The 21,640-nt window shown below is 58.4% G+C and carries 19 protein-coding genes, 2 tRNA genes and 1 riboswitch; of the genes, 8 read left to right on the top strand and 13 right to left on the bottom strand.

Features of this window, described 5'->3' with window-relative positions; genetic code table 11:
* Positions 1–4: 4 nt before the first annotated feature.
* Together FE840_RS06865 and FE840_RS06860 are read right to left on the bottom strand one after the other, a co-directional pair.
* A tRNA-Gly gene (locus tag FE840_RS06865) sits at positions 5–78 on the bottom strand.
* A gap of 82 nt (positions 79–160) precedes the next feature.
* Positions 161–1,258, bottom strand: coding sequence for a 2'-deoxycytidine 5'-triphosphate deaminase (locus tag FE840_RS06860; protein WP_138285581.1), 1,098 nt, complete (start codon positions 1,256–1,258; stop codon positions 161–163).
* A 73-nt stretch (positions 1,259–1,331) separates the two neighbouring features.
* Positions 1,332–1,410, top strand: a riboswitch (SAM riboswitch).
* A 46-nt stretch (positions 1,411–1,456) separates the two neighbouring features.
* Between FE840_RS06860 and FE840_RS06855 the strand changes: the two genes are divergently transcribed.
* Positions 1,457–2,641: an O-succinylhomoserine sulfhydrylase gene (locus FE840_RS06855; RefSeq protein WP_138285582.1), complete on the top strand. Its 1,185-nt coding sequence runs from the start codon at positions 1,457–1,459 to the stop codon at positions 2,639–2,641.
* 182 nt (positions 2,642–2,823) lie between these two features.
* On the top strand, positions 2,824–3,216 hold the full coding sequence (gene apaG / locus FE840_RS06850; protein WP_138285583.1) for a Co2+/Mg2+ efflux protein ApaG: 393 nt from the start codon (positions 2,824–2,826) through the stop codon (positions 3,214–3,216).
* Positions 3,217–3,575: 359 nt separating this feature from the next.
* Here apaG and FE840_RS06845 read toward each other — a convergent pair whose 3' ends face one another.
* From FE840_RS06845 to FE840_RS06835, 3 genes are all read right to left on the bottom strand, one after another.
* Positions 3,576–4,565 carry an Hsp33 family molecular chaperone gene (locus tag FE840_RS06845; RefSeq protein WP_138285584.1) on the bottom strand — a complete coding sequence of 330 codons (990 nt, stop codon included), beginning with the start codon at positions 4,563–4,565 and terminating at the stop codon, positions 3,576–3,578.
* A gap of 134 nt (positions 4,566–4,699) precedes the next feature.
* Positions 4,700–5,617 carry an ornithine carbamoyltransferase gene (argF, locus tag FE840_RS06840; RefSeq protein ID WP_138285585.1) on the bottom strand — a complete coding sequence of 306 codons (918 nt, stop codon included), beginning with the start codon at positions 5,615–5,617 and terminating at the stop codon, positions 4,700–4,702.
* Between the two features lie 25 nt (positions 5,618–5,642).
* On the bottom strand, positions 5,643–6,839 hold the full coding sequence (locus tag FE840_RS06835; protein ID WP_138285586.1) for an aspartate aminotransferase family protein: 1,197 nt from the start codon (positions 6,837–6,839) through the stop codon (positions 5,643–5,645).
* 394 nt (positions 6,840–7,233) lie between these two features.
* On the opposite strand from FE840_RS06835, the gene FE840_RS06830 reads away from it, so the two are divergent.
* A complete protein-coding gene (locus tag FE840_RS06830; RefSeq protein ID WP_138285587.1) occupies positions 7,234–7,767 on the top strand; it encodes a GcrA family cell cycle regulator in 534 nt (177 codons plus the stop codon).
* An 82-nt stretch (positions 7,768–7,849) separates the two neighbouring features.
* On the opposite strand, the gene phoB is transcribed toward FE840_RS06830, so the two are convergent.
* The 7 genes from phoB to phoR all read right to left on the bottom strand — a co-directional run bounded on the left by phoB (position 7,850) and on the right by phoR (position 15,524).
* Complete coding sequence (gene phoB, locus FE840_RS06825) at positions 7,850–8,533, bottom strand: phosphate regulon transcriptional regulator PhoB (protein ID WP_138285588.1); 684 nt, start codon at positions 8,531–8,533, stop codon at positions 7,850–7,852.
* Positions 8,534–8,558: 25 nt separating this feature from the next.
* Positions 8,559–9,272: a phosphate signaling complex protein PhoU gene (gene phoU, locus FE840_RS06820; RefSeq protein WP_138285589.1), complete on the bottom strand. Its 714-nt coding sequence runs from the start codon at positions 9,270–9,272 to the stop codon at positions 8,559–8,561.
* A gap of 47 nt (positions 9,273–9,319) precedes the next feature.
* Positions 9,320–10,081 (bottom strand): phosphate ABC transporter ATP-binding protein PstB, encoded by a 762-nt coding sequence (pstB, locus tag FE840_RS06815; protein ID WP_246318896.1) that lies wholly within the window; start codon positions 10,079–10,081, stop codon positions 9,320–9,322.
* A gap of 66 nt (positions 10,082–10,147) precedes the next feature.
* Positions 10,148–11,392, bottom strand: a complete 1,245-nt coding sequence (gene pstA / locus FE840_RS06810) for a phosphate ABC transporter permease PstA (RefSeq protein WP_246318895.1) — start codon at positions 11,390–11,392, stop codon at positions 10,148–10,150.
* 107 nt (positions 11,393–11,499) lie between these two features.
* Positions 11,500–12,960 carry a phosphate ABC transporter permease subunit PstC gene (gene pstC / locus FE840_RS06805; protein WP_138285591.1) on the bottom strand — a complete coding sequence of 487 codons (1,461 nt, stop codon included), beginning with the start codon at positions 12,958–12,960 and terminating at the stop codon, positions 11,500–11,502.
* 68 nt (positions 12,961–13,028) lie between these two features.
* Entirely contained in the window at positions 13,029–14,069 is a 1,041-nt protein-coding gene (locus FE840_RS06800) for a substrate-binding domain-containing protein (protein WP_138285592.1), read from the bottom strand.
* A 192-nt stretch (positions 14,070–14,261) separates the two neighbouring features.
* Complete coding sequence (gene phoR, locus FE840_RS06795; protein ID WP_138285593.1) at positions 14,262–15,524, bottom strand: phosphate regulon sensor histidine kinase PhoR; 1,263 nt, start codon at positions 15,522–15,524, stop codon at positions 14,262–14,264.
* 203 nt (positions 15,525–15,727) lie between these two features.
* On the opposite strand from phoR, the gene ppk2 reads away from it, so the two are divergent.
* Positions 15,728–16,609, top strand: coding sequence for a polyphosphate kinase 2 (gene ppk2 / locus FE840_RS06790; protein WP_138285594.1), 882 nt, complete (start codon positions 15,728–15,730; stop codon positions 16,607–16,609).
* Between the two features lie 18 nt (positions 16,610–16,627).
* On the opposite strand, the gene FE840_RS06785 is transcribed toward ppk2, so the two are convergent.
* Complete coding sequence (locus FE840_RS06785; RefSeq protein WP_138285595.1) at positions 16,628–17,794, bottom strand: hypothetical protein; 1,167 nt, start codon at positions 17,792–17,794, stop codon at positions 16,628–16,630.
* 262 nt (positions 17,795–18,056) lie between these two features.
* Here FE840_RS06785 and FE840_RS06780 point away from each other — a divergent pair, with 262 nt between their 5' ends.
* The 4 genes from FE840_RS06780 (at position 18,057) to FE840_RS06765 (ending at position 21,475) form a co-directional block, all read left to right on the top strand.
* Positions 18,057–19,067, top strand: coding sequence for an NAD(P)H-dependent flavin oxidoreductase (locus FE840_RS06780; protein WP_179028212.1), 1,011 nt, complete (start codon positions 18,057–18,059; stop codon positions 19,065–19,067).
* Positions 19,064–20,122 (top strand): DUF1176 domain-containing protein, encoded by a 1,059-nt coding sequence (locus tag FE840_RS06775; protein WP_138285596.1) that lies wholly within the window; start codon positions 19,064–19,066, stop codon positions 20,120–20,122. The genes FE840_RS06780 and FE840_RS06775 overlap by 4 nt, the downstream gene beginning before the upstream one ends.
* A 111-nt stretch (positions 20,123–20,233) precedes the next feature.
* Positions 20,234–20,309 (top strand) — tRNA-Thr (locus FE840_RS06770).
* 86 nt (positions 20,310–20,395) lie between these two features.
* Entirely contained in the window at positions 20,396–21,475 is a 1,080-nt protein-coding gene (locus FE840_RS06765; RefSeq protein ID WP_138285597.1) for an NAD(P)H-binding protein, read from the top strand.
* The last annotated feature ends 165 nt before the right edge of the window (positions 21,476–21,640 follow it).

The raw sequence follows: 21,640 nt of genomic DNA, 5'->3' as shown, positions 1-21,640 counted from the left end.
AAAATGGAGCGGGTGAAGGGAATCGAACCCTCGTCGTTAGCTTGGGAAGCTACTGCTCTACCATTGAGCTACACCCGCATTGCCACTGACAAATCCACGAGTTGACGACCTCTGTCAAGCAAAGACGCAGACCAGATGGAACCTTGGCTTGATGAGCGGCTCAGGGGCTGCGGAAATGCTTCGACAGCTTCAGCCCCTGAGCCTGATAATTGGAACCCAGTCCGCTGCCGTAAAGGCCTTCGGGGCGCTCCTGCATATGCTCATAGACCAGACGACCGATGACCTGACCATGTTCGAGAATGAATGGAACCTCGTGGCTGCGAACTTCGAGCACGGCGCGGCTGCCGGAGCCGCCGGCGGGCGCATGGCCGAAGCCGGGATCGAAGAAGCCGGCGTAATGGACCCGGAACTCGCCGACGAGCGGATCATAGGGGGTCATTTCAGCGGCGTAGAGCGGCGGCACATGCACGGCTTCGCGGCTGACCAGGATATAGAACTCATCCGGATCGAGGATCAGCTCGTCGCGACCACGGGTGTAAAGCGGCTCCCAGAAATCCAGGACGTCATGGGCGTTTTTCAGATCCACATCGATGACCGAGGTATGATGCTTGCCGCGATAGCCAATCAGGCCATGGGGGCCTGTGCCCTTCAAGTCGATGGAAAGCGCAATCCCGCCACCGGAAACATTCGGGGTTTCGCTGGCAACCAGCGTTTCGGCGTGATGAAGGCTCAGCACTTCCGCCTCGGTCAGCAGCGCATGACCGACACGGAAACGGATCTGTGACAGGCGTGAGCCTCGACGCACGATGATCGGGAAAGTGCGCGGCGAAATTTCAAGATAAAGCTGGCCCTTGTAGCCTGCCGGGATCTTGTCGAATTCCTGCGCGTAATCGACCATGACGCGGGTGAAGATATCAAGACGCCCGGTCGAGCTTTTCGGATTGGTGGAGGCAGACAGATCGGCTGGAAGATCAAGGCTTTCCATCAGCGGCACGATATAGACGCAACCGGTTTCGAGAACGGCACCATGCTCCAGATCGATTTCGTGAAGGGTCAGCCGTGCGAGCTTGTCCGCGACCGTATGATTGCGCCCGGGCATGAAGCTTGCCCGAACGCGCAGGGCCTTTGATCCGAGGCGCAAATCGAGGCTCGCCGGCTGGATCTGATCCTTGTCGAGCATGGTCTCGCTTTTCAGCTGGCCACCCCCGAACAAGGCGCCGATGGCGCGGTCGGACAATATCCCTGAATTCCTGGTCATCTTCTCAAATCCTGTTTGGGCCGACAAAACCAAACACCGCCAATTGACGCAAGGGCCGCTTCGGCGTATGGCAGCCTTATCCCGTGGTGATTTGGCCGGTCGGCTTGCAGCCACGTTAAACAAGTGGCTAAATAGACCGGGTTACCCAAACCGGTCCGTTCTCGCGACCGGTTTTTTTGTGTTCGAAAGGCACGGATCATGAGCAAGAACTGGCGTCCGGCTACCCAACTCGTCCATGGTGGCACGTTGCGCTCGCAGTTTGGCGAAACCTCCGAAGCGATCTATCTGACGCAGGGCTTCGTCTATGACAGCTCCGAAGCGGCAGAAGCGCGTTTCAAGGGAGAGACGGACGGCTTCATTTATGCACGCTATGGCAGCCCGACCAATGACATGTTCGAAAAGCGCATGTGCATGCTGGAAGGTGCAGAGGATGCACGCGCGACGGCCTCCGGCATGGCGGCGGTTTCGGCGGCGATCCTGTGCCAGCTCAAGGCCGGCGATCACATCCTGGCCGCCCGCGCCCTGTTTGGCTCATGCCGCTGGGTGGTGGAGACGCTGGCGCCTAAATACGGCATCGAATGCACGCTGATCGACGGACGTGACCTCGCCAACTGGGAAGCAGGCATTCGCCCCAATACCAAGGTGATGTTCCTGGAAAGCCCGACCAATCCGACGCTGGAAGTGATCGACATTGCTGGCGTGGCAAAACTTGCCGATCAGATCGGTGCAAAGCTGGTGGTCGACAACGTCTTTGCGACACCGCTGTTCCAGAAGCCGCTGGAGCTTGGCGCGCATGTGGTCATCTATTCGGCGACCAAGCATATTGACGGTCAGGGTCGCTGCCTTGGCGGCGTCGTGCTGTCGTCAAAAGAGTGGATCGACGAGAACCTGCATGACTATTTCCGCCATACGGGTCCGGCCATGTCGCCGTTCAATGCCTGGACGCTTCTGAAGGGGATCGAGACCCTTCCCTTGCGCGTGGCCCAGCAAACGAAGAATGCTTCCGCAATCGCCGATTTCCTGGCGGAGCAGATGCAGGTGGCACGGGTCATCTATCCTGGCCGGGCCGATCATCCCCAAGCTGATATCATTGCCAAGCAGATGACCGGCGGTTCCACGCTGGTTGCCTTTGAGCTCAAGGGTGGCAAGGAGGCTGCGTTCAAGCTCCAGAATGCCTTGGAGGTCATCCGGATTTCCAACAATCTGGGCGATGCGAAGAGCCTGATTACCCATCCGGCGACGACGACGCACAAGAACCTGTCGGACGAGGCACGGGCAGAGCTTGGTATTTCGGGCGGTACCGTGCGTCTTTCCTGCGGGATCGAAGACACTGCCGACCTGCTGGAAGACTTCGCCCAAGCACTCAGCGGCCTTGCCAACTGAGACGCTCCAGCGCCAAAAAAAGTCGGTCGCGGCTGGTCCGCGACCTAGAACGAGAGCCCGTCTCGACCTAAACCCTTAATATAAAGGGTGTTGACGCTGCATTTCTCATTGGCATGTTGACGTCATTCCCGCCACAATCGTGTTTTCTTGTTTGGGAAATGATGCATAACGAGGGTTCAGGCATGTATCGCGCGGTGACCAGCGACATTGAGGTCTGCGTCGAGCCTTTTTATCTGGAAGAACAGTCCGATCCGGAAGACAGTCGCTATGTCTGGGGTTATCGGATCGTGATCACCAATCATTCGAATGAGCCGGCACGGCTGACCCATCGCTACTGGCATATCACCGACCAGAACGGAGTGGTCGACGAAGTGGCTGGACCAGGCGTTGTCGGCGAAACGCCTCGTCTTTCGCCCGGCGCGAGCTATGAATACTCCTCGGGCTGCCCGCTCGACACGCCGTCGGGCATGATGCATGGCCATTACGTCATGGAAACTGATGACGGGCGCGTCTTCGAGGTCAAGATTCCTGCATTCTCACTCGACAGCCCGGGAATGGCGCGTACGCTGAACTAGGTTTCGAGGGCTCAGGTCTCGGCCCTATCCCTGCAAGAAAGCAGCAAGCCGTGCCTGACGCGCCTTCAGGAAGAGAGCGTCGGCTTGCGATGCTGCGAGCCCTATTGCCTGATCATAAGCATGATAGGCGGCGCTGATTGCCCCCGTTCTCGCCAGAAGGTCGGCCCGTGGAGCATGGAAAGGCTGATAGGCTTCCAGATCACCAGCAAGAGCCGCAAGCTCGGCAAGTGCCCTTGTGCTGTTGCGATCACCCCAATCACAAACGAGGCCGGAGAATCGTTACCGATGCCCCGCCCTTCAATGCATCAGGGTCGGAAGTTCTGCCGACCCTTCCCAAGTTGAGCAGGCGATAGCGAGCGCTATGCGCGGGCAATCTCCGCCGCCTCGAAACGATAGGTCGTCGAGCAGAACTCGCATGTGACCTTGATCTCGCCATTCTCCGTGCTTTCGGCAAGTTCGTCCTCACCGAAGCCTTGCAGTACGCCCATGATCTTATCACGGTCGCAGCTGCAGCGGTCGTAGACGGGCTGTGGGTCATAGACGCGCACGCCCTGCTCGTGAAACAGCCGGAAGAGCAGCCGCTCTATACCGATCTGCGGGTCGGTCAATTCATCTGCATCCACCGTATCGACCAGAATGCGGGCCTCGTCCCAGGCGTCGTCTGCATGAGTGTCCGTGTCCCGATCGTCACCATCTCCGCCATGCAGGTCCGGTTGGCGCATGCGTTCCGGCGCATCCGGCAGGAACTGGGCGATCAGGCCGCCGGCACGCCAGCTACGACGCGGATTGCCGGCTTCATCGCGATCGAAGAGTTCAGCTGCACCGAGACGGACACGGGTCGGGATCTGTTCCGACTGGCGGAAATAGACACCAGCAATCTCTTCGAGCGAGGCACCATCGAGCGCCACGATACCCTGATAGGGCTGCATGAATGAGCCTTGATCAATCGTAAAGGCAAGAATGCCGCTACCAAGCAATTGCTCCGGCGAGGTGCGACCATCTGCGATGGCCGCTGCAAGCGCGTCTTCATTGAACCGGGCGTAGGCACGCACATCTTCCGGCGTCGAAAAATCGGCGACCAGCAGATCCACAGGGCCATCGCTCTTGGTCTGAACGATAAACTTGCCTTCGAATTTCAAAGATGTGCCGATCAGAACCGTCAGCACGATGACTTCAGCCAGCAGGCGTGCGACCGGCTGGGGATAGTCATGGCGTTCGAGAATCGTGTTCAGCAAGGGTCCGAGTTGCACGGCGCGACCGCGCACGTCCAGGCTCTCAACCTGGAACGGCACCACGCGGTCATCGCCGGCGAAACCGAATTCGCCGAGTGCGGCAGGTCTGTTCGACATAGATCTACTCCTGCGCCGAAGCGCCGAAAACAAGGGCCTGTGCGGCCATGGGGAAAGGGCACAGATGGTATTTGCCCGGCCAAAGGTCAAGCCATGTCAAAATTCACGGTAAACCGAAGCCGGAATGCTGAACCTCAGATGGCGCCAAGGCACCATGCAAGAATGGATTTCTGAGCGTGAAGCCGGTTTTCAGCCTCATCAAAGACGACGGACTGAGGACCATCAATGACTTCATCCGTTACTTCCTCGCCGCGATGGGCGGGAAGGCAATGGAGGAAGAGCGCTTCATCCTTCGCCTTCTTCATCAGGTCAGCATTGACCTGGAAGGGCTGGAAGACGTTGTGGCCGCGCGCCTTGTGTTCCTGGTTCATCGACACCCAGGTATCGGTGATCACGGCATCGGCCCCGGCAACGGCGCGATCGGCATCGTGGCACAGCATGATGTCGCCGCCATTGTTGCGGGCCCAGTTCAGGATCTTGTCATCCGGTTCTGAACCGAGCGGCACGGCCATGTTCATGCGATAGCCGAAGCGGGCAGCTCCTTCGACAAGTGAGTGAAGCACGTTGTTGCCGTCACCGGTCCAGGCCAGCGTCTTGCCAGCGACTGGTCCGCGATGCTCCTCGATCGTCAGGATATCCGCCATGATCTGGCAAGGATGCGTCAGATCCGTCAGAGCATTGATGACCGGGACCGTCGCATGCTCTGCCATTTCCAACAGGCGTGAATGATCGGTCGTGCGGATCATGATCGCGTCAACATAACGCGACAGGACCTTGGCAGTGTCACCGATGGTCTCGGCGCGACCGAGCTGCATTTCCGTTCCCGACAGGAACAGTGTCTCGCCACCAAGCTGGCGCATGCCGACATCGAAGGAGACGCGGGTGCGCGTGGACGGCTTTTCGAAGATCATCGCCAGCATCTTGCCCGCAAGCGGCTTGTCAGCTTCGCCCGCCTTGGTCGCCTTCTTGCGCACATGAGCGTCGTCCAGAATGCTGCGCAGCTGGTCGGCAGACAGGGCTGAGAGATCTAGGAAATGCTTCGGAGATGCCATCGAGAGTACCTGTGTTCCCTTCTGATTATGCGGTGGCGGCAGCCTTTTCGCGCAGGTGAACGAGCGCATTTTCAATCCGGACCAGTCCCTCGCGCGCTTCTTCGGCCTTGATCGTCAGCGGCGGCAGAAGACGAATGACATTGTCGCCAGCCGGCACACCCAGAACATGCTCGCTGCGCATGGCCATCAGCAATTCGCCATTCGGGATACGGCACTTGATGCCCAGCATCAGGCCTTCACCGCGAATTTCATCGATCAGATCGGGGAACCGATCCTGCAGGGATGCGAGGCCCTGGCGGAACACCAGCGCCACATCGCGAACATGCTCCAGGAAGCCTTCAGCAAGCACAACATCAAGCACGGCATTGCCGACCGCCATACCCAGCGGATTGCCGCCATAGGTGGAGCCATGGGTGCCAGCCGTCATGCCCGATGCTGCTTCCTCCGTGGCCAAGCATGCGCCGAGCGGGAAGCCACCGCCGATGCCCTTGGCAACGGCCATGATGTCGGGTGTGATGCCGGCCCATTCATGGGCGAAGAGCTTTCCTGTGCGACCGACACCGCATTGTACTTCGTCCAGGATCAGGAGGAGCCCGTGTGCGTCGCAGAGCGCGCGGATCTCGCGCAGCATCTCAACCGGAATGCCGCGAATGCCGCCTTCACCCTGCAGAGGCTCCACCAGCACCGCGGCCGTGGCATCGGTGATCGCCGCTTTCAGGGCGTTCAGGTCGCCGAATGGCACCTGATCAAAACCGGGTGCCTTCGGGCCAAAACCCTCGAGGTACTTTTCCTGGCCACCAGCGGCGATCGTTGCGATCGTGCGGCCATGGAAGGCACCTTCCATGGTGATGATGTGGAAGCGCTCGGGATGGCCCTTGGAATAGTGATAGCGACGGGCGGTCTTGATCGCGCATTCCAGTGCTTCCGCTCCGGAATTGGTGAAGAATACCCGATCGGCAAATGTGGCGCGCGTCAGACGATCTGCGAGAACATGCTGGCCCGGCACATCATAAAGATTGGACAGATGCCAGACCTTGTCGGCCTGAGCCTTGAGCGCCGCGACCAGATGCGGGTGACTGTGCCCAAGCGAGTTGACGGCAACACCGGCAGCAAAATCGAGATAGCGGTCACCATCCTCCGTCATCAACCAAACGCCCTCACCTCGCTCGAAGCGCATCGGCGCCCGATTGTAGGTCTGATAGAGCGGGTTCGCTTCGGCCATGACAGTGTGCCTCCCTTGGCAGGCTGGGTCTGAAGAATTAAAAATGCCGCCTTGCGGCGGCGGTGGCACTATTCCCACTTGCCCCTGAGATGTCAACGAATCTTAGGGCCTGCGGCCATTTTTCAGCTTCGCGCAAGCTACCGTTACGATAGTCCCGCGACAGTGTTGCATACTTGACTCACTCACCAAGCAAGTTGGGGAAAACCCGGAAATCGATTCCCGATGATTCTGGCGACTCTTGTCATGGAGTCAGGCTCACACTAGGTTAACTTCTATTAATTGATTAAATGCGGCGGAAAAAGTCACCGATAGTATCGAGGCTTGATGTTTCGGATTAGTCCGAAGCAACGGTGAAGGATTCTGCCATTAAAGACGCGAGCGGCGGAGAAATGGCATGAACTGGACTGATGAGCGCGTTGAAAAACTCAAACGTTTGTGGTCGGAAGGACTGAGCGCAAGCCAAATTGCCGCTCAGCTTGGTGGCGTTAGTCGTAACGCAGTCATTGGCAAAGTTCACCGATTGAACCTGCCAGGGCGTGCCAAGGCCGGCGGCTCGACGACGGCGGCACGCACACCGAAGCGCCCGGCACCCACTGCGCCACGCACCAATACCTATCAGGCACGCAACACCACGGCGACACGGACTGTAGCTCGTGCGGCCGGTGCCAACATGGTCAAGGAAGATGTCGACGTCGACCTGATCGAGGAAGTACGCAATGTACCGTCGACCAATGTCGTTGTTCCGATCTCGCGTCGCCTCGCCCTGACCGAACTGACGGAGCGTACCTGCAAGTGGCCGATCGGCGATCCGATGACCGATGATTTCCACTTCTGCGGTTGCGAGACATCCGACACCTCGCCCTATTGCACCTATCACGGCAAGATGGCCTACCAGCCAGTAAGCGAACGTCGTCGCGCGGCACGCTGATCGACAAAATGATCGCATCGAAACAACAAACGGGCCGAAAGGCCCGTTTCTTGTTTTCAGAGGCATCCGAAAGGCGCAGTCATCAGGCTTCCATCGAGTATCCAGCGCCGCGGACGGTGCGGATCACGTCCTGCATGTTCGAAAAGTTGAGCGCCTTGCGCAGACGGCCGACATGAACATCGACGGTTCGTTCGTCGACATAGATGTCATGCCCCCAGACACCATCGAGAAGCTGCGAGCGTGAGAAAACGCGGCCAGGTGACGACATCAAGAATTCCAGGAGACGAAACTCGGTCGGCCCCAGCCGAACTTCTCGGCTCTTTCGATGAACGCGATGGGTTTCTCGATCCAGCTCGATATCGCCACAACGCAGGACGCTGGACAAAACCTCCGGCTTTGCCCGGCGCAACATTGCCTTTACGCGCGCCATCAGCTCCGGCGTCGAGAATGGCTTCACCACGTAGTCGTCGGCGCCGGTCGACAGACCGCGGACGCGCTCGCTTTCTTCGCCACGCGCCGTCAGCATGATGATCGGCAAACGCTCGGTTTCCGGTCGCATGCGCAAGCGGCGGCACAGCTCAATGCCTGAAACGCCGGGCAGCATCCAGTCAAGGATCAGAAGATCGGGGACCCGTTCCTGAAGGCGAATTTCTGCCTCATCGCCACGCATGATGGCTTCAACCTCGTAGCCTTCGGCCTCGAGGTTGTAGCGGAGCAGGACGCTCAGCGCTTCCTCGTCTTCAACCACTGCAATTTTGGGGAGCATCTGGTTCTACCTCTTCGGTATCCGCTTACTCTTTGATCGCGCCCACAGAGGCCGTCAGATCCTCCTTCGGACGCTCGCCTTCCGGCTGGGCGCCGGTTTTCATGTAATAGATGGTTTCGGCAATATTGGTTGCATGGTCACCAATCCGCTCGATGTTCTTGGCACAGAACAGAAGGTGGGTGCAGCTTGTGATATTGCGCGGATCTTCCATCATGTAGGTCAGCAACTCGCGGAAGAGCGAGGTATACATGGCGTCGATTTCTTCATCGCGGTCACGGATGGACTTGGCCTTCTCGGCAGAGCGGGTCGTGTAGACGTCCAGCACTTCCTTCAGCTGCTGCAAGGCCAGTTCGGACAAATGCTCAAGGCCACGCGCCAGCTTTCGCGGAATGCCTGTTCCCTGGATTGCCACGACGCGCTTGCAATTGCTTTTTCCAAGATCGCCGACGCGCTCGAGATCGCTTGCAATGCGAAGCGCCCCAATGATCTCGCGAAGATCTGCGGCCACCGGCTGGCGACGGGCAATCATGACAACGGCCTTATCGCCGATTTCGCGCTCGGTCGCATCCATGATCGCGTCATCGGAAATGACCTTCTGCGCGAGGGCAACATCCGTGTTGACCAGAGCACGGACACTGTCGGCGACCATCTGCTCGGCCAGCCCGCCCATCTCCGAGATCCGGCGCATCAGGAATTTCAGTTCTTCATCAAAGGCCGAGAAGATGTGCGAAGTAGACATGTATGTAATCCTTGAGCTGGTTGACGCTTGAAACGGCGAGGTCTGGCTCAGCCGAAGCGACCCATGATGTAGTCCTGGGTTCGCTGGTCATCCGGATTGGTGAACATCTTGTCGGTATCGTTTTCCTCGACCAGCAGGCCGAGGTGGAACATCGCGGTGCGCTGCGAAACGCGGGCAGCCTGCTGCATGGAGTGCGTCACAATCACAATGGTGAAATTGGTGCGCAGTTCATGGATCAGTTCCTCGACCTTTGCCGTTGCGATCGGATCAAGCGCCGAGCACGGCTCGTCCATCAGGATGATTTCAGGGCTGACGGCGATGGCGCGAGCAATGCAGAGACGCTGCTGCTGACCGCCGGACAGACCGGTGCCCGACTCGTTGAGACGGTCCTTGACCTCGTTCCAGAGGCCAGCCTTCTGAAGAGCGGATGCAACGATTTCGTCGAGGTCAGCCTTCTTGGAGGCGAGACCATGAATACGCGGGCCGTAGGCGACGTTCTCGTAGATCGACTTCGGGAACGGGTTCGGCTTCTGGAAGACCATGCCCACCTTTGCGCGCAGCTGGACCGGATCAACCTTCGGATCATAGATGTTTTCGCCATCGATGGTGATGCTGCCTTCAACACGGCAGATGTCGATGGTATCATTCATCCGGTTCAGTGTGCGCAGGAACGTTGACTTGCCGCAACCCGAAGGGCCGATAAAGGCCGTAACCGTGCGCTGGCGAATATCAATGTCGACATCACGGATCGCTTGCTTCTCGCCGTAATAGACTTGGACTTTCCGGGCAGAGATCTTGGCTTCAGTCATAGTGTCAGCTTTCGTGGTCGTCGTCGTCGATATTGTCTGTGACATGTTATTCATCATCACGACCTCCTACCAGCGGCGCTCAAATCGGCGGCGCAGAATAATTGCGATCAAGTTCATGCAGATCAGGAATGCCAGCAATACGATGATGGCGCCTGAGGCACGCTCCACGAAGGCCGGATCGCCGCGCTGGGTCCAGTTATAAACCTGGACAGGCAAGGCTGCGGCAGGATCGAAGAAACCTTCGGGTGGGCCGGCAGGAAATTCGCGGACGAAGGCAACCATGCCAATGAGCAGCAGCGGGGCAGTTTCGCCGAGCGCCTGAGCCAAGCCAATGATCGTGCCAGTCAGGATGCCAGGCATGGCAAGAGGCAGGACGTGGTGGAAGATGGCCTGCATCTTCGAGGCGCCGACCCCGAGCGCTGCATCGCGAATGCTGGGGGGTACAGCTTTCAGGGCCGCGCGCGTGGCAATGATGATGGTCGGCAGCGTCATCAGCGTCAGGACGAGACCGCCGACAATCGGCGCCGACTGTGGCAAGCCCATGAAGTTGATGAAAACCGCGAGGCCAAGGATACCGAAGACGATCGAAGGTACGGCTGCAAGATTGGCGATATTGACCTCGATGAGGTCGGTGAAGCGGTTTTGCGGCGCGAATTCTTCGAGGTAGATTGAGGCGGCCACGCCAATGGGCAGCGACAGGACCAGGACGATCAGCATCATATAGGCCGAACCAAGGATGGCCACACCCAGACCTGACGCTTCAGGACGGGTATCGGAGGCGTCGGCAGCCGTAAAGAAACCCCAGTTGAACTTGGTTTCAAGAATGCCGGCGTCGGCGAGGCGATCGGCCAGTTGCAGCTGCTCAGGCGAGACATTCCTGTCGAGAGCAGCGCTTTCCATGGTGACGCGGCCCTTGAAGTAACCGTCGATACGCCCTGCAGCCAAAAGCTCGAAATTCACGGTCTCGCCAATCATCTCGGGATTGGCCAGCACGTAGTTGCGCAATGTCGCCGGAGCCTCCTTCGAGATCAGTTCTGCCGCATCCTTGGCACTTACCCCGTCAAGGGACACACCCTTGTCTGCGAGCGTCTTTTCGAATGCTGCCTCGATCAAGGGCGCATAGCCAAATGTGGACACCTTGGCGATGTCCTCAAGATTGCGATTGCCGGGTTTGTCGAGCTTTGCCGGATCCAGATACACATTGACGGATACGAATGTCTGGCGGAAAGAGGACAGGCCATTATAGAGGATCGACGTCAGCAGACCGACCAGCGCCAGGATGCCGATTGCCACACCAATCTTGCCCATCATGCGAAAGCGGGCTTCAGCTCGGTTGCGGCGGCGCGTGCGGGCATCTTCCGTCAGCAGCGAAACGCTTTTTCTTGGAGCAGTAATACCGCCCGTGATCGTTGCGTCGGTCATTCGTACTGCTCCCGATATTTACGCACAATGTAGAGGGCAATCACGTTCAAAGAGAGCGTGAAGACGAAAAGGGTGAGGCCGAGGGCAAAGGCCACCAGGGTCTCAGGGCTGGCGAATTCCGTGTCGCCCGTCAGCTGGCTGACGATCTTGACCGTGACCGTGGTCATTGCCTCAAAGGGATTGAGATCGAGTTTTGCGGCAGCGCCTGCGCCCAGAACCACAATCATGGTTTCACCGATCGCACGGCTTGCTGCCAACAGGATCGCACCGACAATACCGGGCAATGCGGCGGGCATGACAACCTGCTTGATTGTTTCCGACTTTGTCGCGCCCAGACCATAGGACCCGTCGCGCAACGACTGCGGCACCGCATTGATGATGTCATCCGACAGCGAACTGACGAATGGGATGATCATGATACCCATCACGAGGCCTGCAGTCAGCACCGACGACGAGGAATTGCCAAGACCCATCGGCTGGGCGAGCCAGTCGCGCAGGAAGGGGCCGACGGTGATCAGGGCGAACAGACCATAGACGATGGTCGGAATACCGGCGAGCATCTCGATCGCGGGCTTGGCGACCGCGCGCAAACGGCTGCCGGCATATTCCGCGAGGTAGATCGCAATCAGAAGACCGATCGGAACGGCGACCAGAAGTGCGATGAAAGAGACGTAGAAAGTGCCCCAGAGCAGTGGCCAGATGCCAAGGTCGGACCCGCCTCGGAACTGCGGGTTCCACACTGTCGAGAAGAAGAAGTCGCTTGCCGGATAGAGCTGGAAGAAATGGATGGTTTCGAAGACCAGGGAACCGACAATGCCGAACGTCGTCAGGATGGCGACGGTAGAGCAACCAATCAGGACAGCTTTCACGAAGCTTTCGCTGACATTTCGAGCCCGCATATCGGGGCGAATCCTGCGATAGGACCAGAACGCGAAGGCGGCAGAAACAGCGACGACCACAACCGTCATCGCCCAATCACCGATCTTGTCGAGCGAGCGGTATTCCTTTGCCGCAACGAAGACTTCCTGAGGGACGGCACCTACGAGGGCAATGCCCACCTCGGCAAGGCTGGCACGGATGTCGTCCGACTCCGCACTCATGCGCGCGAGATCCTGCTCCGTCAGCCCGCCTCGGTTCAAAACGGCATCCAGACCGTCAGCAATCCGGCGCACATCGGCCATGACGAGGCTTCTTGCGCCACCATCAGGAATGACGCTGTCGGGGATCATGCCACTCACGCGGCTTTCAATCACGGTCGGCTGCAAAAGAAGCCAGACCATCAGCAGAAGGAGTGCCGGAACAGCAGCGAAAAGCGCGACCGTCTGACCATAATAGGACGGAAGAGAATGCAGTTTGACACCTGCTCTGGCGGAAACAGCCACTGCATGCCGCTTGCCAAGAATGTAGCCGAGTGAGGAGAGAACCAATACTACCAGAATGATGACGCCAACGCTCATAAGCCTGCACCCCTGCTACAAAGGAAACCGGCGGCATCCCGTCGGGATGCCGCCGGATTGTTCTAGGATTAGTTCAGCGGAGCCATCGGCGTGCGAGCCTTGACGGCTTCCTGCGTCTTGGCCAGTTCCGGATCAGAAACGAGACCGTAGGCAGCAAGCGGACCGTCCGGGCCAGCCATTTCGTCAGAAACGAAGAACTCAACATATTCCTGGAGGCCAGGGATTACGTCGAGGTGAGCGTTCTTGACGTAGAAGTAGAGCGGGCGCGAAACCGGGTATTCACCGGAGGCGATCGATTCGACCGAAGGAACGACGCCACCCATGGTGCCGACGCGGAGCTTGTCGGTGTTGTTCTGGTAGAAGGACAGACCGAAGACGCCGATGCCGTTCTTGTTGGCGTCAACGCGGGCCAGGGTTTCGGTGTAGTCGCCGTCGATGTCGACCGAAACGCCGTCGGTGCGCAGCGCCATGCAGCCGTCTTCAGCAGCATCTTCGTCGCCGTTTGCCGCAGCCTTCAGAGCTTCAAAGGTGCCGTTCTCTTCGCAGCCAGCCACAATAACCTTGGTGTCGAAGACTTCACGGGTGCCGTGCTTTGTGCCCGGGATGAAAGCGAGGATCGGCTGAGCCGGCAGGTCGGCGCGGATCTCGTTCCAGTTCTTGTAAGGATTGTCGACCAGCTGGCCATCCTTCAGAACCTTTGCAGCAAGTGCGCTGTGCCAGTCAGCCGGAGTGAAGGCGTATTCCGGACCGTTGATGTCCGAAGCGAACACGATGCCGTCGTAACCGATGCGAACTTCCTGGATTTCAGTTACGCCGTTCGACGTGCAGAGCTCGATGTCGGACTTGGAGATACGCGACGACGAGTTGGCGATGTCGATGGTGTTTTCACCCACGCCTTCGCAAAGCTTCTTGCGACCTGCGCCGGAACCGCCGGATTCAACAACCGGAGTCGGGAATTCGAAGTTTTCGCCGAAAGCTTCAGCGACGATGGAGGCGTAGGGCAGAACGGTGGACGAACCAGCGATCTGGATCTGGTCACGGGCAACGGCAGCGCCGGCGAAGGCCACGGAGGCCGCCAAGGCAGCTACGGAAAGTTTCAGAGCGTTCATGATCATCTCCCGGAATGGGCTTGTGTGTCTTTGCGGCCGTTGTGTCGACCTTTCGCCGACAATCGGCAGGTCTCCTTCTATCGGCTCTTGCGACATGCTTTTATGTCACTTTGATGAAACATTTGTGACATATTAAGTTATTGATTTATAAAAGAAATTTCTACGATCTCGTGCCATTCATCGAGAAATATGTCAAAACCGCACGGTGAAGTCGGTTCCCTTGCCGAGCTCCGACCTGACGACCAGCCGTGCCCGATGGCGGGTCAAGATGTGCTTGACGATCGCCAATCCCAAGCCCGTGCCCTTCTTGGAGCGACTATCCTCGATATTGACGCGATAGAAGCGCTCGGTCAGGCGCGGTACATGCTCCGTCGGGATGCCTGGTCCGCAGTCTACAACGCTGACCTCAGTCCCTCCTTCTGCAGTGTGTCGCAAGTAAATGTCGACACGTTTTCCTTCCTGGCCATATTTGCATGCGTTTTCGATCAGGTTCTCAAAGACCTGCACGAGCTCATCGCGGTCCCCGACCACCAGAATCTGCTCTTCCGGCAGATGCAGATCGATGGTGACATCCAGCTCTGCCGCAAGGGGTGCCAGAGAATCGCGCACATGACCGAGAACAGGAGCGAGATCGACCTTCTGATCCGGGGCGATGTGGGCCTTGAGCTCCAGCCGCGACAGTGACAGCAGGTCATCTACGAGCCGGCTCATGCGGTTCGCCTGGTCGAGCATGATGCCAAGGAAGCGCTCTTGCGCTTTTGGATCGGCGCGCGCTGGACCAAGAAGGGTTTCAATAAAACCGCGCAACGATGCCAAAGGGGTGCGGAGTTCATGGCTGGCATTTGCGACGAAGTCGCTGCGCATGCGGTCAAGCCGGCGCAATTCGGAAATGTCGCGGAAAGACAGCAGAAAGAGCGGTTCAATCGGGTTGAGGGTCTCCAGGGTCATCGGTGCAATGCGAACTGTATAGACCCGCTCTGACGGCAGACGCTCGGAATGTTCGATCTGGTTCGGTTCGCCAGTCTCGATTGTCTCACGGATCATGTCGAGAATGCCGGGAGAACGAAAACGGGTCGAAACATGCAGTGGTCCTACCGGCGGTCCAAAAGCCTTGTCGGCGACGCTGTTCTGACCGCGCAAGTGGCCATCCTGTCCGATTATGAAGATGGGCTTGTCGAGGGCCTCGATAACTTCCTGCACAACACTATCCGGATCAGGACGCGCAGACTGCGATTCAAGGGCCACCGGCGGGGCGGCCACCTCTTCGCTGTCAGTTCCGTCCTGCCGAAAGAGGATGTAGACAAGCCCGATCACAAACAGAACGATTGCAAAACCGGCCTGAGCTCCCGCCAGATAACAGGCCATAGAAACAATCGCCGCGACAGCGATCTGTCGCCAGCGGACCAGCAAAGGCTCGAATGCGTGGCGCAAGTCGCTTCTGTCCTCATTCAGCATTCAAAACCCCAATCGTACCGCATGTTTTGTCACCAATATCCGCCATTCATGACAGAAGTTGCACTTGCTCGCCATGCAGCATGGCCGCTTTCCCATAAGAGAGCCTCTATTCGTCGTTTGGAATGGATTGTTGCACCGAGAGGCGCTTCACAGCCCGCGCCTGCCTGGTCTATGTTCGACATGTCGAAAGCAGGGAGGCAGTGATGGACAAGCCGGTGCAGGGTCGCGCGAAGACATTGATGGTCAATGGTCAGGCACGGGTTTTCGATATCGATGATCCTGTCCTTCCTGGGTGGATCGATGAGATGTCGATGGCATCCGGAGGCTATCCCTATGACAAGAAGATGGATCGCGCTGCCTTCGAGAAGGAACTGCAGGACCTTCAGGTGGAACTGGTCAAGGTTCAGCTCTGGCAACAAAAGACAGGCGTGAGGGTGATGGCGCTTTTCGAGGGGCGCGATGCCGCCGGCAAGGGCGGCTCGATCCATGATACGCTTTCCTACATGAATCCCCGCTCGGCGCGGGTGGTTGCGCTGACCAAGCCGACTGAAACAGAACGTGGCCAATGGTATTTTCAGCGTTATGTGTCCCACTTCCCGACAGCGGGCGAATTCGTATTGTTCGATCGCTCCTGGTATAACCGTGCGGGTGTAGAGCCTGTCATGGGCTTTTGTACCCCGGAGCAGTACGAGGCCTTTCTGAAGCAGGTTCCGCGTTTTGAAAAACTTCTCGCACAGGACGGCATCCGCTTCTTCAAGTTCTGGCTCGATATCGGGCGGGAAATGCAATTGAAACGCTTCCATGATCGCAGGCATGATCCCCTGAAGATCTGGAAGCTGTCACCCATGGATATTGCCGCCTTCGACAAGTGGGAGGACTACACCGAAAAACGCGACCGCATGCTGAAGGAGACGCATAGCGAACACGCGCCCTGGACCGTGGTTCGAGCGAATGACAAGCGACGGGCACGCCTGAACCTCATCCGCCACATCCTTCATTCGCTGCCCTATGAGGACAAAAACGAAGCCCGGATTGGCAAAGTCGACAAGAAAATCCTGTGCAGCGGCTCCGACTTCCTGAAGTAATGAAAGGATCGGCTCGGGTCACTGCCCTGGCAGGATGCGCACCGAATACAGGTTTATACCCCGACCGCTGCCCGTCACATCTCCATTGATAACGAGCCGCCCGGCGTTTGCGGGCGCCATCCCATTTTCGAAAGAGACACGGAAGAGAGCGTCTGCCTTTTGGGCGTTGGCTGTAAATCTTCGACGTGAACAGTCGCCGAGCCGGGAGAAATCACATGAGACCGAAAGCTCCACAGGTTCGTCGTCAGTCGACTGGAGCGTCAGGGCGATCGTCGAGCTTCGCCCGGCCATCTGGCGGAGAACCTCGGTCGGCACTGTGATTTCGACGGCCCCCGAGGGATCCCCACTGCTCGACAGAATGCGAACAGCTGTGCCGTCACTTGCCGTAACCACATCCACCAGCGAGTTTGGACGCGGGCGGATTGCGGCGATCTGCTGAGGGGCGAATACATCAAGCCATTCATCGGAGAAGCCGCCACGCTCATTTACTGCCTGCGGACCGGCGGAGGATCCGGTGAAATCCTCGGCTTGCACGCGCGGCTGAGGTGTGGGAAGGCCGAGATTGCGCTCCTCCGCCGTCAGCATGAAGTCCGAGGTGTAGACCCACCAGGCCCCCGTTCCGAGCGCCGTCAGAATGGTCCCGTAAATGAAGAGCCTGGCAAAGGCGCCAGTGGAGCGGGACCGCGGTCTTTCAGCTTTGACTTTCTTCTTCTTGCCCTCCGGGCGTGGCTCAACAGGCGGCGGCGCGGCGCGTTCCGAACGCATGTCGATGCTCGGCTCTTCGAAGGGGCGAGCCTCTTGCGCGGCGCGCACGTCACCGCCGCGTATGTCAGGGCTAACATCGGCTTCGGACGAAGCAAAGGCAGGTTCGCGACGATCGGGGGCCAAGACCGAGGGAGACGCCACCCCCTGGGTCGCAGCGCTATCCAGAAGCGAATCAACATCCAGAGACGGTGGGGTCAATGCCTCATCCAGTCGAGCGCGCTCTTCGAGCTCAATCGAATGGATCAACGCCTCAAGACGCCGGCGCTGGAAACTGACCGTTTCTTCGTCATTGATCGCCTGTTTGCGCAGACCCGTTTCAAGCGCCTGGCGCGCCGATTGATAGATGCGGGCGCGGGTTTCAGCATTCTCACGCTCAGACCGTTCCAGTGCATTCCGGATGGCTGTTTCCAATCCGCTCATTGGCCGCCATGCTCCATGTCAGGTCTAACCCGCTGCCCTTCGAATAAGCTCATGATGTTCGGTAGACCCTGAAAATCTTCGAGGCAAGTCCCAAGAAGTGACTCTGAAGGGGGATAAACACAGGAATGCGGCAAGATCGCGCTTGGCAGATACGGCCCGGATATGATCCGCTCCGGGTATGGCAATAGGTCTTCCCTCGCCGACGGACCTCTGCTAAGGAAATTGACGTTTGCGTAAACGTAACTTCAAGGGAGGTGAAGGGGTGGCTCTACCGTCTATTCTGAAAGACAATCTGCGACTGCCAGTGGTGGCCTCGCCGCTGTTCATCATTTCACACCCTCAGCTAACGCTTGCGCAGTGCAAGGCTGGCGTCGTGGGTGCATTTCCAGCGCTGAATGCCCGCCCGGAATCGCAACTGGATGAGTGGCTGGCGGAAATCACGGAAGAGCTCGCCTCCCACAACGCCAAGAACCCGGACCGACCGGCAGCACCCTTCGCAGTAAACCAGATCGTGCACATGTCGAACAAGCGGCTCGAGCATGATCTGATGATGTGCGTCAAATACAAGGTGCCGATCGTCATCTCGTCGCTTGGCGCCGTTCCGGAAGTGAATGCCGCTGTGCATTCCTATGGCGGCATCGTCCTGCATGACGTGATCAACAACAGGCACGCCAATTCGGCGATCCGCAAGGGTGCGGACGGATTGATTGCCGTCGCAACGGGTGCTGGCGGTCATGCCGGCACGCTGTCGCCCTTTGCTCTCGTGCAGGAAATCCGCGAATGGTTTGATGGCCCTCTGCTGCTGGCCGGTGCGATTGCCAATGGTGGCGCAATCCTGGCGGCCCAGGCCATGGGGGCGGATATGGCTTATATCGGTTCACCCTTCATCGCCACGGAAGAGGCGCGGGCCTCGGACGCCTACAAGCAGGCGATCGTTGACGCCAAGGCGAACGACATCGTCTATTCCAACTATTTCACCGGCGTGCACGGCAACTATCTGAAGCCGTCGATCGTGGCTGCCGGCCTTGATCCCGACAATCTGCCGATCGCTGATCCGACCAAGATGGATTTCGACAAGGCGACAACCGGCGCGAAGGCCTGGAAGGACATCTGGGGCTGCGGCCAGGGGATCGGAGCCGTCAAGGCCGTCGAGCCGGTGGCCACCGTCGTCGACAGGCTTGAGCGCGAATATATAGGCGCAAAAAGGCGATTTGCGGCTAGGTTCCTTCCCGTTATGGTCCCCGCCATTAGCACCGACGGGGATATCGCATGACGTTTCGCATGATTGCAGGTCTGGCTCTGCTCACGGCAGTTTCTGCGGGAGCGGTCCATGCGGCAGAGCCGCGCTTCGGTGAGTTCGGGGACTGGCGTGTCAATTGCAGCCAAGCGCTGAATTGCGTCATGGAGCAATTTGTCTCAGGGGCTCCGCTGGACCAGATTGCGCTGCGCCGCGACGCCGGACCAGAAACGGCGGTCACCATTGCGGTCTGGCCCGATGTTAGGGACGAGCGACAGGCAGACGGTCCATGGCGTGCGGTCATGACGGTCGATGGCGGACGGGCGATCGAAATTGCAGCGCCTGACATTTATTTTGACGCCGTGGATCAAGCATTTGTTCTGTCGGGACCTGCGATCGACTCAGCCTTCATCGATGAGGTCAGAAACGGTGAGACATTACGGATCGAAGTGCAGGACGGCGATCTGAAGACTGCCCATGACTTCAGCCTCAGAGGTGTTGCCGCCAGCCTGCTGTTCATCGACGAGGTACAAGGTCGGATTGATCGCGTTGACGCCTTGAGCGCGAGAGGCGACCTGCCGCCGGCAGATGCAATTGCACTCAAGGACATACGGCGCTTCAGCGATCTGCCGGAGGCAATCCGTGACGATTTCGGTGACACCGGGCGCTGCGCCGGAACGGATGAAAGCAGCCTCGATGGCGATGCTATCGTTCATGCGATCTCGGCCAACGAGACGCTATATCTGCTGCCCTGCGGCATGTCGGGTGCCTATAACATGCCCTATGCGCTCTATCTCGACAGCTTCGGCAATCTGGGTCCGATGCCGCTGCCTGTGATGCTGGACAAGGGGCCAAGCACCAGCTTTTTTCTCTACAACGCAGGATACAATTTCGAAACGGGCGTACTCGATGCCTTCTTCAAGGGCCGTGGTCTCGGCGACTGCGGACAGTTGCAGAGCTGGGTGCTCACCCGAAGTGTCAGTGGATCGGTCTTCGTCCTGACCGAAGAGCGCGTCCAGGACTGTGACGGCTCCGAGCCGGTCGCTCCGGAGAACTGGCCCGCTCTCTGGCCGGTTCAGCAAGGCCAGTGATGCCGGGACATACCATAATTTTGGATCGCCTCAGAATTCCGGCTTGAAATGACGAGGCAATCCTAGTATCAGCGCGTCACAAATTACGGACCGGTTGTTGCCGCTCCATAGGCCGCTTTAGCTCAGTCGGTAGAGCACATCATTCGTAATGATGGGGTCACGTGTTCGAGTCACGTAAGCGGCACCATTTCCTTCGTTCCATCATTCAGCAACGATCCGGCGGCAAGATTTTGTCGCTGCTTGCGCAAGTCTTTTGCGCGTTCCATGATGATCATGAACAGAACCTTGACGTTCAACAAGGATGGCGGACCCGGTTTGGTAGATGCTGACAAAACTGCAAGACGGGTTCTGTACGGCGCGCCAGTCGGCAAGCGTGTCTGCGTCGTGGGTGCAACGGGGACAATCGGTCGGGCAACGGTTTCAGCTCTTGTCCGCCATGGGCATGACGTCGTGTGCCTGTTGCGATCCAATACGGCGAATGGCGCAGCGGTGAGCGGGAACTCGCTTTACTCATCGCTTGACGGCGTATCGACGCAAATCGTGGATTTCGACAATAGCCGATCACTTGCCGAGGATGGCTTTTCCGGACGGCGGTTAGATGCGGTCATTTCCTGCATGGCCTCACGGACGGGCACTCCGAAGGATGCCTGGGCGGTCGACTATCATGCTCAGTCGCGTGTCCTGCAGGCAGCTAAGCAGGCCGGTGTCGGGCATTTCGTGCTTCTGTCTGCGATTTGCGTACAGAAACCGCTGCTTGAGTTTCAAAAGGCGAAGCTCGCCTTCGAAGCCGAATTGATCCGGTCGGGGCTGCGTTACTCCATCGTGAGACCGACAGCATTCTTCAAGTCGCTCTCCGGCCAGATCGAGCGGGTTCGCCAGGGCAAGGCCTTCTTGCTATTTGGCAACGGCATGCTGACGGCCTGCAAGCCGATCAGCGACCGGGATCTTGCCAATTATCTGACAGACTGCCTTGAGAATGAGGAACGGTGGGACAGGATCCTGCCGATCGGAGGACCGGGCGATGCCATCACGCCACGTGAGCAGGGCGAGGCCCTGTTCTCATTGATGGGAAGGACACCGAAGTTCCGGTCGGTCCCGATCGCGATGCTGGATGTCATCATAGGTGGGCTGGGCGCGCTTGGACGCATAGCACCGAAGCTTTCTGCCAAGGCTGAGCTGGCCAGGATCGGCCGGTATTATGCGACCGAATCCATGCTGGTGCTTGATCCAAAGACCGGGCTTTACGATGAAGCCGCGACACCATCGACGGGACAAGACACATTGTTCGACTTCTATCGCTCCGTTCTTGACGGTGGCACCCTGCCCGAGCGGGGAGATCATGCGGTTTTCTGATCGAGGTCGGTCTCCAGATTTTTCCGACTGTCACAGCGCGAAAGGCGTGTCGTCAGCTGAATAGCGGAAGGCACTGGCGCAACGGCTCGCACTGTGGCAGAGCGTTCGCCGAGCGCGAGTGCCGTAATTCTAGTACGGGCTCGGGTCGGCTGATTGACGTCTCAC

The sequence above is a fragment of the Peteryoungia desertarenae genome (genome assembly GCF_005860795.2).
In the GTDB taxonomy this organism is placed as follows: Bacteria; Pseudomonadota; Alphaproteobacteria; order Rhizobiales; family Rhizobiaceae; genus Allorhizobium; species Allorhizobium desertarenae.
This window is presented reverse-complemented; position numbering and strand designations above follow the sequence as displayed.